The organism is Kitasatospora viridis (assembly GCF_007829815.1).
Classification (GTDB): Bacteria; Actinomycetota; Actinomycetes; order Streptomycetales; family Streptomycetaceae; genus Kitasatospora; species Kitasatospora viridis.
The window spans coordinates 4,912,834-4,926,645 of sequence record NZ_VIWT01000001.1 but is presented as its reverse complement, the minus strand read 5'-3'; the positions used below and the strand labels follow the sequence as shown (position 1 = coordinate 4,926,645).

The window sequence follows — 13,812 nt, the reverse complement described above, 5'->3', positions numbered from 1 at the left end:
CTCCCGTCCAGCGTGACCTGCCGCGAAGGGGTGCCCCTGTAGGGTCGCCCTGTGCCGAACCTCGCCCCCCTCACCGATCACCGAACCCCGTCCGACCTGCCTGCGGAGGCGATCGAACACGGTGAGGTGTTCACCCGGCGCTGGATGGTCGACCTCATCCTCGACCTGCTCGGCTACACCGCCGACCTCGACCTCCTGGGGCTGACGGTCGTCGAGCCCGCCTGCGGCACCGGTGCCTTCCTGAAGGGGATCGCTTCCCGCGTCAGCGCTTCGTGCCGGATCCACGGCCGCCGGATCGTCGAGGCGAGCGACACGGTCAAGGCGTTCGACCTGCTGGAGCGCAACGTGGGCGCGAGCCGGACGGTGGTCGAGGAACAGCTCATCGCCGACGGGTGGGACCGCCAGGACGCCCGGCTCGTCGCGCGCAGCTGGGTCACCAGGAGTGACTACCTGCTGCAACCGGCGCCGCTCCGGGCCGACTTCGTCGTCGGCAACCCGCCGTACATCCGGCTGGAGGACGTGCCGGACGACCGGATGGACGCCTACCGCGCGGCGTGCTCCACCATGGGTGGCCGCGCCGACGTCTACGTGGGCTTCTACGAGGTGGCGCTCCGCAGCCTCAAGCCCGGGGGACGGCTCGGCTTCATCTGCGCCGACCGCTGGATGCGCAACCAGTACGGCCGGAAGCTGCGCCGGCTGGTCACCCGCGACTTCAGCATCGACCTCGCCATGGCGATGCACGACGTGGACGCGTTCGAGGAGCAGGTCTCCGCGTACCCGGCGGTCACGATCATCACCAACCGGGGCGGCCGCCAGGGGAGCGCGGTCGCCGCCGACACCACGCGTGCGTTCGGAGCGGCCGAGGCCGAGGAGTTCCTCGCCTGGTACGGGAGCGACGACCCCGCGCCGGTCGCGACCCCGGCCTACCAGGCCGCGCGGATGGAGCACTGGTTCCCGGAGGAGGACTCGTGGCCGACCGGCTCCCCGGCGAGGCTCGCGGCCCTGGAGGACCTCAGCGAGCGGTTCCGGCTGCTGGAGGACGAGACGACGGGGACGCGGGTCGGGATCGGCATCGCCACCGGCGCCGACAAGGTCTTCATCACCGATGACGCCGGGCTGGTCGAGCAGGACCGGCTGCTTCCCCTGGCCATGGTCCGCGACACCACCAGCGGCACCCTGAGATGGAACGGCTCCTTCCTGGTGAACCCCTGGACCGCCGACGGCGAGTTGGTGGACCTGGCCGACCATCCACGGCTGTCCACCTACTTCCGGCGGCACAGCGAGGTGCTCAGGAAGCGCTACGTCGCGGTCAAGCAGCCGAGCCGCTGGTACAAGACGATCGACAAGGTCGACCACAAGCTCCGGGCCAGACCCAAACTCCTCTTCCCCGACATGAAGTTGACGATCCATCCGGTGCTGGACGAGGGCGGCCCCGAAGGGCTGTACCCCCACCACAACCTGTACTTCATCGTCTCCGACAGCTGGGACATGCGGGTGCTCGGCGGACTGCTGCTCTCCAAGGTCGCCGGGGCGTTCGTGGAGGCGTACGCGGTCAGGATGCGCGGCGGCACCCTGCGCTTCCAGGCCCAGTACCTCCGCAAGATCCGCGTGCCCGCCCCGGAGGCCATCGACGAGCAGGACCGCGCCGCCCTGCGGGCCGCCTTCGACGCACGCGACGTCGACGCGGCGACCGAGGCCGCGCTGCGCGTCTACGGGCTGGCCGAACTGCCCGACTAGGGACAGCCCGGCGACAACACCAGCTCGACCGGCCCGACCACCGGCACCTCGGCCCGGAAGACCACGGCCGCGTCGCCGCTGATCGACACCGACGGCCGGCCGTCACCGTCCGGCTCCACGCTCACCTGCACCTCGCCCGGGCGGCCCATCGCCACGCCCTGCCGCCCGGTGAAGGCGAGCCGGCCGCCGGGGGCCGGGGCCAGGCCGTGGCGGACCAGGTAGGCGCCGAGCGGGCCGTGCCCGTTGCCGGTGACCGGGTCCTCCGGGATGCCGATGGCCGGGGCGAACATCCGGGACCAGGTGAGCGGACCAGAGTCACCGCCAGTCAGGGCGAAGACGAAGAACCCGTTGCTGCCGACCTCCCGGCCGACCTCCACCAGCGCGGCCGGGTCCGGCCGCAGGGCGTCCACGGCAGCGGGGTCCCGCAGCCCGACCAGCACCTTGGAGTGCCCGGTGGACACGACCTGCACCGGCCCGCCCCCGGCCAGGTCTGCGGGCGCGGCCCCGAGCGCCCGCAGCACCCGGCCGACCTGGGCCCGGTCGAGTTCCGGGCCGAACTCGGCGGGCCCCTGGTGCATGCCGATCCGCACCCGGTCGCCCTCGACGCGAACATCCACGCGCTGCAGCAGCCCACCGCCGGTCTTCTGGACCAGCGTGCAGGGCGCCAGGCCGTGCTCCACCGCGCGGGCGTAGTGCGCGGCGACGGTCGCGTGCCCGCAGGTCGGCACCTCGGTGGTGGGCGTGAAGAAGCGCACCCGCACGTCGTGGTCCGGGCCGTCGGCGGGGAGCACGAAGGCCGTCTCAGAATTGTTCAACTCACGTGCCACCAGCTGCATCTGAGTGTCCGTCAGACCGTCTGCGGCCAGCACCACGCCAGCCGGGTTGCCGGTGAACGGCGTCGTGGTGAAGGCGTCGACCTGGTAGAGGGTCCTCATCACACGCTCCCCTCGGCCAGCTCCCGCGCCAACTGCACCAGGGTCCGGACCGCCGCACCGGTGCCGCCGGCGGGCGTATAGCCGTGCGCGGCGCCCTCGTTGAAGGCGGGGCCGGCGATGTCCAGGTGGGCCCAGCGGGTGCCCGCCGGCACGAACTCCTTGAGGAACAGGCCCGCCGCCAGCCCGCCGCCCATCCGCTCCCCGCTGTTGGCGAGGTCGGCCACCTGCGACCGCAGGCCGTCGAGCAGTTCGGGCGGCAGCGGCATCGGCCAGGCCTGCTCGCCACCGGCCCGCGCGGCCGCCACGACCCGGTCGCGGAAGGCGTCGTCGTCGGACAGCACGGCGAACAGCCGGTTGCCGAGCGCGATCCGCATGGCCCCGGTCAGGGTCGCCACGTCGACGATGGCATCCGGCCGCTCCTCCCCCGCGCGCACGAGCGCATCCGCCAGCACCAGGCGGCCCTCGGCATCGGTGTTGACCACCTCGACGGTCCGGCCGCCGTACATCCGCAGCACGTCGCCCGGCCGCAGGGCCGAGCCCGACGGCATGTTCTCCGCCATCGCCAGCCAGCCGGTGATGTTGACCGGCAGGCCCAGCCGGGCGGCAGCCACCACGGCGGCGAGCACGGCGGCAGCGCCGGACATGTCGCGCTTCATGATCTCGTTGAACCCCACCGGCTTCAGCGAGATGCCGCCGGAGTCGTAGGTGATGCCCTTGCCGACGAGGGCCAGGGTCACCGTCGCCGCCGGGTGCTCGTAGGCGATCCGCACCAGCCGCGGCGGGCGGGCCGACCCCTGCCCGACCCCCAGGATGCCGCCGAAGCCGCCTGCGGCGAGGGCGGGTTCGTCGAGCACCTGGACGGCGAGCCCGTGCTCGGCGCCGACCTTCTCGACGATCCCGGCGAAGCTCTCCGGGTACAGGTCGTTGGCCGGCGTGTTGACCAGGTCGCGGCACCGGTTCAGCTCCTGGGCGATCACCGTGCCCCGCTGCGCCCCGGCGGCCGCCCGCGCCTGCCGGTCCGCAGGCACCGCCAGCACCAACTCGCGCACCGGCGGCCGGTGTTCCCGACCGGTCCGGTAGACGCCGAAGTCGTAGGCACCGAGCAGAGCACCGAGCGCCACTGCCTCCGCCTGGGTGGCACCGTCAACCGGCAGCGCCAGCACGGCCGTTCCCGTTCCGGCCAGCGCCCGGGCCGCCGCGCCGGCGGCCCGGCGCAGCGCCTCGGCGCCGACCAGCCCGTCCGACCCGGCCGGGCCGAGTCCGACCACCCGCACCACCCGCGCGGCGCAGCCCGCCGGGGCGGGCAGCGCGACCACCTCGCCCTCGGCCCCGGTCATGCCCAAGTCACCTAGCATCGACGCCAGTTCACCACAGAAGGCAGCCTCGACAGCCGCCCCGCCGGGCGCCGGGACCGGCCCGTCCGGGCCCCGCACGGCACCGATCACCACACAGTCGGCCGGCAGCGCCGACGCGTCGGCGCCGACTACTCTCAACTCGGTCATCCCACAGCTCCCTTCACGACTACCACGGTTCCCTTCCACCGGGTCAGCGCGACCCCGCCGAGCACGACCACCATCCCCAGCGCGACCCGCGCGCTGACCGGCTCGGCCAGCAGCACCGCGCCCAGCGCCACCGAGACCACCGGCAGCAGGTAGCTGACCGTCGCGGCGTTGGTCGCGCCCTCGTGCGCGATCATCCGGTAGGTGAGGTGGAAGGTGACCCCGGTGGCGAGCACGCCCAGGACCACCATGGCGATCAGGCCCTTCGCCTCCGGGTGGACCGGCGTCAGCCCGCCGACCGGCAGGGTCAGCGCGGTCAACGCGGTGGCGGCGAGGAGCTGCGCGGCGGACAGGCTGATCGTCGCAACGCCCTTGCCGACCAACCTGCGGCCCATGTAGGCGAATCCGACGGCGTAGCTCACCGCCGCCCCGACGATCGCCAACGCTCCCCAGCCGACCTGCCCCGTGCGCTGCCACGGCGCGAAGATCAGCACGACGCCGCCGAACCCGAGCAGCAGTCCACCGAGGCGGGCCCGGCGCAGCGCCGGCTCCGCCCCCAGCGCGGCGCCGAGCAGCAGCGACCAGAGCGGCGTCGTCGCGTTCAGCACCCCGGCCACACCGGAGTCGACGGTCTGCTCCCCGAGGCTGAACAGGGCGAACGGCAGCGCGTTGCAGAAGAACGCCGCGATCAGGATCCGCCCCCAGAGCGCCGCACCGCGCGGCAGCCGGCGCCCCGTACCCAGGCACGCCGCCGTCAGCACGGCCGCCCCCAACAGGCAGCGGGCGAAGGTGACCTGTACCGGCGTCAGCACCGTCAGGCTCAGTTTGATCCACAGGAAGGTCGATCCCCAGAGCAGGGCCAGCACGGCCACCCGCGCCGACGCCCTCGTCACACCCACAGTCGTTCCTCCCGATCGCCGGTCTCCCGCTGAACGATGCCGGGCCGACCTGGAAGGACAAGCGAAGAAAACTGCACAAGCATTAAGCTCAACTTCATGCTTGATGTGAGACGGATGCTGGTGCTGCGGGCCGTGGTGAGCAGCGGATCCATGACGGCGGCGGCGGAACAGCTCGGGTACACGCCCTCCGCCGTCAGCCAACAGGTCGCGGTCCTGGAGAAGGAGGCGGGGATCGCCCTGCTCGAACGCCTCGGCCGCGGCGTCCGGCCGACCGAGGCGGGCCGGGTCCTCATCGGCTACACCGACACCATCAGCCACACCATCGCCGAGGCCCAGACCGCACTCGCCGACCTGCGCGCCGGCCGCACCGGCCGCCTGGCGATCCGCTACTTCAGCTCCGTCGGCTCGACCCTGGTGGCCCCCGCCGTCGCCCGGGTGCGCCGGGACCACCCGGGCGTCCGGATCGACCTGCGCCTCGGCGACCAGCACGACCCGATCGCGGAAGTCGAACAGGGCGGCGCCGACCTGGCCGTGGTGATCCGCCCCGACAGCGCGAGCCGCCCGGGCGTCCGCCTGACCCACCTCATCGACGACCCGCTCCTGGCCGTCCTCCCCGCCGACCACCCCCTCGCGGCCCGCCGCACCCTCGACCTCGCCGACCTCGCCGGCGACCCGTGGATCCGCACCGAACCCCCCGGCCCCTGCCTCGACATCCTGACCGCCGCCTGCGCATCAGCCGGCTTCACCCCGGACTTCGTCGCCACCGGCGAGGACTACGCCACCGCCCTCGGCTTCATCGCAGCAGGCCTCGGCGTCGGCCTCCTCCCCCGCCTCGCCCTCCCCACCCGCCACCACCCCGGCACCACCGTCCGCCCGGTCCACCACCCCACCCCAACCCGCTCCCTCCACCTCGCCACCCGCGAAGCCGCCCTGGTCGAGCCCGCCGTCCGCACCGCCCTCGCGGCCCTCCAGGCCGCAGCCGGGGCTCACGCCTGAGGCGCACCCTGTGGAGCACCGCGACGGATGCCGCCACTGACGTTGGATCAGTGATGTCGGTCAGCCATGGACGATCAGAGAGCATCCCGGTTCCAGGAGATCGTCAGCTGTTCCGACACCGAAACCCGGAACACAATAGGCCGCAGGCCCCACCGGGAAAATCCGGTGGGGCCTGCGGCTTATCAGTGCGCCTATTCCTCGGCGCCCAACTCGGCAACCTGCCCGACCATATCAGCCGGAAGGTCGAGCATCTCACCCAGTTCCAGGATCATCTCGATCTCGGCCGAGCTGAGCGGCACCAATTCATCATAGAGCTTCTCGCAAAGGATCTCCAAGCCGAGTTCTCGCTCGTCCTCCCGCATGTACGTAAGCAAATCGTCCACCAGGAAGGCGGGAACGTGACTGGAGAGCATCTTCGCCAGTTCTCGAATCTTATCGTCAATCATCAGCAGGCTCCTGCATCGGGGAACGCGGTGACAATTCCCCTGCCCATCGGCTCCACGATGACTCGGATGCACACTCCGTTACGCTCACCCCAGAGCTTGAAGGATGCGGGCCTGCCACTCCTGTAGAACAGCGCCCCTCCAGGACCACCCGAGTTCGGATCCACCTTGGCATTTGGGTCGGTCGCGATATCCGACACGTTTTCCATGATGTCATCGGCTGACCAGTCCGTGGGGAACAGTGTCTTACCCGGGTTACCCGGGTACATGTGACCACCGCTCCAACCATTCCTACCCATTCCGCCGCGGAGGATGTGGGAAGTCCTGTCCTCGCTGGCGAGGTTGATACGGCCGGGTGATGCCTGAAGTGTTCTGTCACTCACACTACCGGAACTATCGACCGTGAATCGCGGCTTGCCGCCACCAGCGGGCACCGGATCCTTCCCGCCTATTACCGGGTCAGCGCCCTTCGCCCCGGTGCCGGTTGCCGGCGTGTCGGGGTGGACGGCCTTGCCCGTCGGCTTGCCGCCAGCGACGCCGTCGCCACCGCCACCGTGGCTACCCCCGCCGCCACCGCCACCGTGGCCGCCACTGCCACCACCGTGGGGGCCGTCGTGGGGAGTGGGGTGCGGGTCGTCGTGAGTGAACAGCCGCTTGAGGAACCCGAAGATCCCGCCGCCACCATCAGCAGCCTCGGCCGCCTTGGCCGCGTCGGCCTCCTGACTGCCGGGGATCAGCAAGCTGCCCACAGCACCGACGAAGAAGCCCCGCTTGTACGCACCCGAGTTGGTATCGGCGTTGAAGAGGCTCCCGAACGGGGTGTCCGTCATGTGCCCCGTGTGGCCCACGTCGAACATGGATCCGCCGATGCCGTCATGGGTCTCGGCGAAGTTGTTCCAGGCGTCGGCCGCGTGGTTCCACCCGTCGGAGGCCTTGTTGACCGCCCAAGCGACCGGTGACCCGATCGCCCCGTCAGCCGCGCCCGCGACGAACGTGCCCGCCTGGTTGGCCTTCTTGTGCAGCCAACTGACGCCCGAGTTCCACGCCCCGCCCCACGAGATCAGGCCACTGGGGTCGCTACTGGTCGACGGGTTGTCACCGGCGTAGGCGTACCCGCCCATCTGGTTGGGGTCGCCGGCCTCGAAGATCGGGTCGGCGCTGAGGAACCGGCCGATGGCCGGGTCGTACTGCCGGGCTCCGAGCAGGTCGAGGCCGGTGGTCGGGTCGGTGGGTTTGCCCAGGTAGCCGTGGTTGTCGGCCCAGAGGTTGGGCACGGGACCGCGCGCGTTGCCGTAGGGGTCGTAGGACCGCCGCGTAATGGCGAGGTTGGACGCGCTGACTTCGAGCTGGGACGTGCCCTGGACGTTGGTGGGCTCGTAGGTGAGGGCGCCGTTGCTGGAGCGCAGCAGGACGGTGCCGTCCGGGTTGCCGTAGAAGCGCTGGCCGGTGACGGTGCCGCCGGTCAGGGTCAACTGCTCGGCGCCGCCGAAGAGGTAGAGCACCGTAGCGGTCGGACCGCGCTGGATCAGCAGGTTGCCGCCGGCGTCGTAGAGGTAGCCGGTGTTCGCGGGGTTACCGGTGCCGACCGTCGTGGTGACGGTCGAGGTGCGGCCCTCGGGGTCGTAGGTGAAGGTCTGGTTGCCCGCCGCTGGGCCGGTCGTGATGCGGCTGGTGGTGTTGCCGGCGGCGTCGTACTGCGGGGTGATGGTGCTGGTCCCCGTGCCGGGCTTGGTGGTGCTGATGCTGGTGGCGGTGTTGGGCTGGTTGGCCGCAGTGGTGCCGCCACCGGGGTAGGTGCTGGTCTGGGTGATGTCGTTGGCGGTGTTCCCGCTGGTGTCGTGGTTGGTGTACTGGGTCCGGTCGCCGAGCAGGTTGTAGCTGTACGACTGCCAGTACGGCGCCGGGCCGCCGATGCTCGCCGGCGCGGGCGATCCGCTGGTGCAGTGCGCCAGCTGACCGGCCGTCGGCGAGGTCTGGCCCGCCGTGTCGGTCCAGGCGGTGGTCAGGCGGTCGAGACCGTCGTACTGGAAGCACTGGGTGTCGAAGGCCTGGTCGGTGCCGCCGGAGGACTGCAGCTCACTCGTCGTGGTGAGGTTGCCCGACTGGTCGTAGCCATAAGTGGTGGACGAGATCGGGTTGGTGGTGGCCGGCTGGATGCTGACCCGGTTGGTGGTGACCCGGCCGGTGGCGTCGTCGTACGTCTGCGCGGTGCGCAGCTGCTTGCCGAGCACACCGAAGGTCGACTGCTCGATCTGGCCCAGCGGGCTGTACGAGGCCACGTCCAGGTACGGCGTGAACATCGTGCCGGTGGAGACCAGGCCGCCCTGCAGGTTGTACCCGTACCCGACGTCCTCGGACGGCAGACCGCCCTCGTTGCCGTAGATGGTGTCCGAGAGCAGGCCGGTGTTCGGCGTGTATTTGCTGCTGATGCTGTACGTGCCGGCCAGCGCACCCTCGGCCGACGGGATGGTGACCGTGCTGCCGGAGGGCTGGTAGGCGGTGTTGTAGCCGGTCACCGCCTGGGTGTACGCGCTGCCCTTGTCGTAGCGGGTCGATGAGGTCAGGTAGCCCTTGGCGAGCGTGTCGTAGACCTCGGAGGTCAGCTGCTTGGTCGGGTCGGTGGTCCCGGCGCCGTTGTACTCCCCGGTCATCCGCCCCAGCAGGTCGTAGCTGTAGGAGAGGATCTGGCCCCGGCCGTCCTTGGTGCTGGCGACGTTGCCGACCTGGTCGTAGGTGGTGAAGGAGGTGCCGGTGTCCGGGTCGGTCTGCGAGGTCGGACGCCCCGTCAGGTCGTAGCTGTAGCTCCAGGTGTTCCCGGCGTTGTCACTGACCGTGCCGAGCCGGCCCACCGCGTTGTAGCCGTACTTGGTGGTGACGTCGCCGATCCCGCTACCGCCGTGCACCACGGTGCTGGTGGTCCGGCCGAGCGCGTCGGTGAACGTCGAACCGGCCGGGCTGCCCGGGGGCGGCGTGCTGTCGGTCTCGTCCGCGCCCGGGTAGGCGACGGTCGAGGTCCACAGCGGCTGCGCCTGGGAGTACAGCGTGCTGCTGACCGGCCGGTCCAGGCCGTCGTAGGCGCTGACGGTCTCGGACGGGAGGCTGTTCTCCGTCTCCACGAACATCGTGGTGGTCGGCGCGGTGGTGGTGTCCACGAACGCCGGCACGCTGGAGTGGGTGAGGCCGTGGCTGTCGTAGTGGGTGGACGCGATCAGCCGGCCGGCCGAGTTGTCCGCCGTGGTCGTCTGGGTCTGACGCTCCTGCAGGAAGCCGTCGTAGAACTGGATCGCGGTGCTGTAGGAGCCGTCCTCGCGCAGGGTCTGCGTGGTGACGGTGGACGGGTCGGGGTTGCCCACGCCGTGCACCGAGTAGCTGAACAGCTTGTCCGCGGTCTGGGTGTTCTTGTCGCGCCCGGGCAGCCAGGTCGCGGTGGTGCGGCCCAGCGCGTCGAAGGTGGAGTCGGTGACCCGGCCGTTGGCGTCCACCGCGTGGGTGGTCAGACCGCGGGCGGGGTCGTAGGTGTCGGTGGTGGTCCAACCGAGCGGGTTGGTGCTGGACACCACGGTCGGCAAGGTCGCCGTGGACGGGCTGTAGGAGTCGGTGGTCGCCGAGCCCGCGCTGTCCAGCGTGCGGGTCGGACGGCCGTACTGGTCGTACTGCACCGCGCCCAGCGTCTGGAAGACCGGGTTGCCCGACGAGTCGTAGGACTGCGCCGCCTGGGTCGCGGTGACCATGCCCACCGTCGTCCCGTTGCCACCGACCTGGCCCAGGGTGCCCGGATTCGTCAGGCTCCCGTCACCGTCGTAGAAGTACCGCTTGTCGCTGATCGTGGTCGACGCACTCGCCGCCGTACCGCAACCGCCCGCGACGGTGATCGTCTCGGCCGGGTTCATCAGCATCATCGGGTTGGACGCCGGGGCACCCGCGTAGCTGGTGGTCGTGCAGGTCTCCTGCGAGGGGACCGTCACATCACCCTTGGCGTCCACCTTGACGGGACGGCCGAGGCTGTCGGCGGTGGTGTCCGTCTCGGTGGTGCGCCAGGTGCCGTTGGCCAGCAGGCTCGACTGCCGGCTGACGGAGCTCTGGAGCCGCAGCGCCGTCATCGGCGGCAGCGTGGAGAGCGTCGCCGGGGCCGGGCTCTTGGAGGTCCAGGCGGTCCGCGGGGCGGTGGCCGTCGTGGTGAACACCGGGCCCGTGCTCAGCGCCTTGCTGACGATCGTCCCGCCGGCCTGGGTGTAGGTGTCGGCCTCCTGCACGACGCCGGCCCGCCAGTTGCTGTCGGTCGCGGTGTCGCCGTTGGGGTCGGTGAGGCTGACCGAACGCTGGGTCCCGTCGGCCTTGTAGTCGCCGTCCATGCCCTGGAAGTACGTGGCCACGGTCTGGCTGACCGGGTCCGGGGCGGAGCCGGTGGTGGTGGTGACGGTCCGGTAGCCGCGGAAGTCGTTCCAGGTACGGTACTGGTCGTCCGTCAGGTCCGAGTCGTCCCGGTGCCAGGCCGCCCCGCCGCTGTAGGCGTAGTTGGTGACCTTCGCCGGGGAGCCGGCCTTGGACGCGTCGTTGTCGGTGATCGTCGAGATCAGCGTCTTGTTGAACCAGTCCGCGATCGGCGCCGACCCGCCCGGGGTGGTCCAGTAGACCTGGTAGCAGCCCATCGTGTCGCTGTCGGCCGAGGCCGGCATGTGGTTGTTGACCCGCGAGCACTCGGGTGCCCGGTAGGTCACGGCGATCGACTCGCCGGTCTCGGTCTGGATGCTGGAGATCCGCGGGTGGAACAGTGGCGGCGCCGCCGGCGTGAGGCCGTCGACCCTGTTGTCCATCTCGGTGCCGGTGAAGGTCACCGGGTCCAGCGTGATCGCCCCGCTGCCGCCGGCCGAGGTGTCCTGGCCGGTGTGCTGGATCGAGGAGAGCCACATCACCGACTGCAGCGCACCCGCGTCCGCCGGGTCGACCGTCTTCCCGGTGACCGGGTCCACCGTCGCACCGGCGTCGGAGAAGATCTGGTTCAGCGCGTAGCTGTCGACCGGCTGCCAGGTGGAGCCGACCTTCACCGAGGTGCTGATCGACTGCAGGCGGTAGGTCGACCAGAAGGTCGGCGAGGCGACCTGGCACACGTTGCTACCGTTGCCCGAAGTGGCCATGCCCTGCGTGCAGTTGAGGTCGTACGGGGTGTCGGGCCAGTTGGTGGCCGTGGTCCCGTTCAGGTTGCCGTACTGGCAGACGCTGCTCGAAGTGGTGCACCGCTGCCCGGTGTTGAAGACCACCTTGGCATCCGGGTCGCGCCCGGCCTGCTCATCCGCCAGCTTGTAGCCGTAGGAGATCTGCTGCAGGTAGCCGCCACGCGTGTAGGCGATCATCGAACCGCCGGCACCGGACTGGGCCACCTGGCCGTAGCCCATGTTGTACCAGTTGGTCTCGTTCGCCCAGTCGTAGCGCTGCACGTTGTTGTTCGCGTCGACGACGAAGTCGAGGTTGAACCGCCAGCCCATCTCCGCGGCGCACTGCGAGTTGTTGCCCTGCGCGGAGTTGTAACACGGGTCACCGGGCTTCGGGTTGTAGACCGGAACCCCCCACGCCGAGTTCGTCGCCGCATCCGACGTCGTACCCGGAGCGTGGTTCAGACCGAAGAAGTACTGCGTGCCATCCGTCGTGGTGACCTTGAAGTACTCACCGTTCCACATGCCGTTCGACGCACCCGACAGGTCCTCGACCTTCGTGCCGTCATCGGCCTGCAAGTGGTAGACACCGTTGCTGTCCCGCACCAGCTGACCGGTGTGCGAACCCAGCGACAGCGTCGCGTTGTACCCGGCCCAGCACTCGTCCGCCGAACCCGTGATCCCGTCGTTCGCACAGGACTTGTAGTCACGCTCGATGTAGCCGGGGCTGTAGTCCCAACCGTCACCGATCCACGAGGACTGCGAGTTGCGCGACGACGTCTCCCCGTCGACCGACTGCGAGTCGTAGGACAGCCCCACGCTCGGGGCGGAACCGCCCAGCGCCGGCGGGGTATCGATCGGGTACTGGTACGTGAACGCCCCGGACGCGGACTGCGACCACGAGCCCGACGCCGACAGCGGAGTCGCCGCGTAGTTGCCCTGCGAACCGGCGGCGTTGGCCACGGCGGCCACCGCCGTCCCCGCGTTCTGCGTGACCGCCGCCGCCTGCACCGCTCCGGTCGCGCCCTGCGCCTTCACGGGGGTGCCGGGCACGGCCACGGTGGCCGTCAGCTTGTGCGACACCGGATCGTTCGTCGTCGCGAGCGGCTGCTGGGTGCGACAGGCCGGCACGTCCGGCGTCGTCAACGCGCACGAGGGCATCGACACCAGGTGCAGGCGCGAGGCCCAACCACCGCCGTACGCCTGCGCGATGGAACCGTAGTCCACCGACACCGCGACCTTGCCGGCATCCGACGTACCGTCAGCCCGCGTCAGACCGAACAACAAGCCGTCCACGTTCGCGGCCTGCGCACCGCCATGATCGGCGGTCTTGACCTGGACGGACGACGGCGCACCGGAATCACCCGGCGCCACCGTGATCGGCGAGTTCGCCACCGGCGTCGGCGCGGCCGCCGCGGCCTGCGGCGCCGCCGCACCCGCACCCGCACCCGCACCCGCCAGCGCGACCGTACTCGTCGACGCCACCGGCCACGACGCCGCGGCATCCTGGTGGCCCTTCAACGCACGCGAACCAGCCGGCTCGGGCACCGCCGCCTGCTGCGACTTACCCTTCAGCGGATGACCACTGACCTTCGGCTGCGCCGGCAGCGGATTCGCCGCCCACACCTTGCCCTTGTACTGATAACCGCCGACCACTGATTGGGCCGAGGCGATGGGCGCCAGCAGCGTCAGGGTCATGAACGTGGCACCCATGACGGTGCCACGACGCGCCCAACCTCTCCCCCGTCGCGCATTCGGCCTTCGATGACGCGTGTACACGCAACCCCCACTGTTCGTCTGTTATGAGCGGCCGTCAATTCGGCTGCTTCCCAGGCAGCCTGGCCGCAGCGAACGCTATTGCCCGTCGAACACACGACGCAACAGCCTTCCGGCCGCCCGCCGTCCACCCCGCGCCGCCCTGGAATCCGCCGTTGACCAGCGGAATCGGGACAAGAGTTCCAAGATCACATCAAGTGGACTCCGACCGCGAAAGCGACCTCGCGAGCCCATCCGGGACCGTCATTTCCTTTGCCGATTCTTTGCCGGACTAGGGCTTCCCTAACCCGCCCGGCCTGCACAGCCAGTGCACCCGCCAAGCCGTGACCGTCCCGCCGTCCCGCCCCTCGCCGTGGAGTCGATGGATCACCCGGGGT

7 protein-coding genes are annotated in these 13,812 nt (G+C 70.6%); 2 read left to right on the top strand and 5 right to left on the bottom strand.

The window, feature by feature from the left end; translation table 11 throughout:
- The first annotated feature begins 51 nt into the window (after positions 1-51).
- Positions 52-1,737 carry an Eco57I restriction-modification methylase domain-containing protein gene (locus tag FHX73_RS22175; protein ID WP_246213650.1) on the top strand — a complete coding sequence of 562 codons (1,686 nt, stop codon included), beginning with the start codon at positions 52-54 and terminating at the stop codon, positions 1,735-1,737.
- Here FHX73_RS22175 and FHX73_RS22170 read toward each other — a convergent pair.
- Genes FHX73_RS22170 through FHX73_RS22160 form a run of 3 tightly spaced genes read right to left on the bottom strand, consistent with a single transcriptional unit; the run spans position 1,734 to position 5,064 of the window.
- Entirely contained in the window at positions 1,734-2,672 is a 939-nt protein-coding gene (locus FHX73_RS22170) for a PhzF family phenazine biosynthesis isomerase (protein WP_246213649.1), read from the bottom strand. The two genes, FHX73_RS22175 and FHX73_RS22170, sit on opposite strands and share 4 nt — an antisense overlap.
- A complete protein-coding gene (locus FHX73_RS22165; RefSeq protein ID WP_145906671.1) occupies positions 2,672-4,174 on the bottom strand; it encodes a leucyl aminopeptidase in 1,503 nt (500 codons plus the stop codon). The genes FHX73_RS22170 and FHX73_RS22165 overlap by 1 nt, the downstream gene beginning before the upstream one ends.
- Positions 4,171-5,064, bottom strand: a complete 894-nt coding sequence (locus FHX73_RS22160; RefSeq protein WP_246213648.1) for a DMT family transporter — start codon at positions 5,062-5,064, stop codon at positions 4,171-4,173. The genes FHX73_RS22165 and FHX73_RS22160 overlap by 4 nt, the downstream gene beginning before the upstream one ends.
- A 102-nt stretch (positions 5,065-5,166) precedes the next feature.
- On the opposite strand from FHX73_RS22160, the gene FHX73_RS22155 reads away from it, so the two are divergent.
- Positions 5,167-6,066, top strand: a complete 900-nt coding sequence (locus tag FHX73_RS22155) for a LysR family transcriptional regulator (protein ID WP_246213647.1) — start codon at positions 5,167-5,169, stop codon at positions 6,064-6,066.
- Positions 6,067-6,257: 191 nt separating this feature from the next.
- Here FHX73_RS22155 and FHX73_RS22150 read toward each other — a convergent pair whose 3' ends face one another.
- Both FHX73_RS22150 and FHX73_RS22145 read right to left on the bottom strand, forming a co-directional pair.
- Complete coding sequence (locus FHX73_RS22150; RefSeq protein WP_145906669.1) at positions 6,258-6,512, bottom strand: MafI family immunity protein; 255 nt, start codon at positions 6,510-6,512, stop codon at positions 6,258-6,260.
- Complete coding sequence (locus FHX73_RS22145) at positions 6,512-13,357, bottom strand: RHS repeat-associated core domain-containing protein (protein WP_145906668.1); 6,846 nt, start codon at positions 13,355-13,357, stop codon at positions 6,512-6,514. Before FHX73_RS22145 ends, FHX73_RS22150 begins: the two co-directional genes overlap by 1 nt.
- Positions 13,358-13,812: the final 455 nt, after the last annotated feature.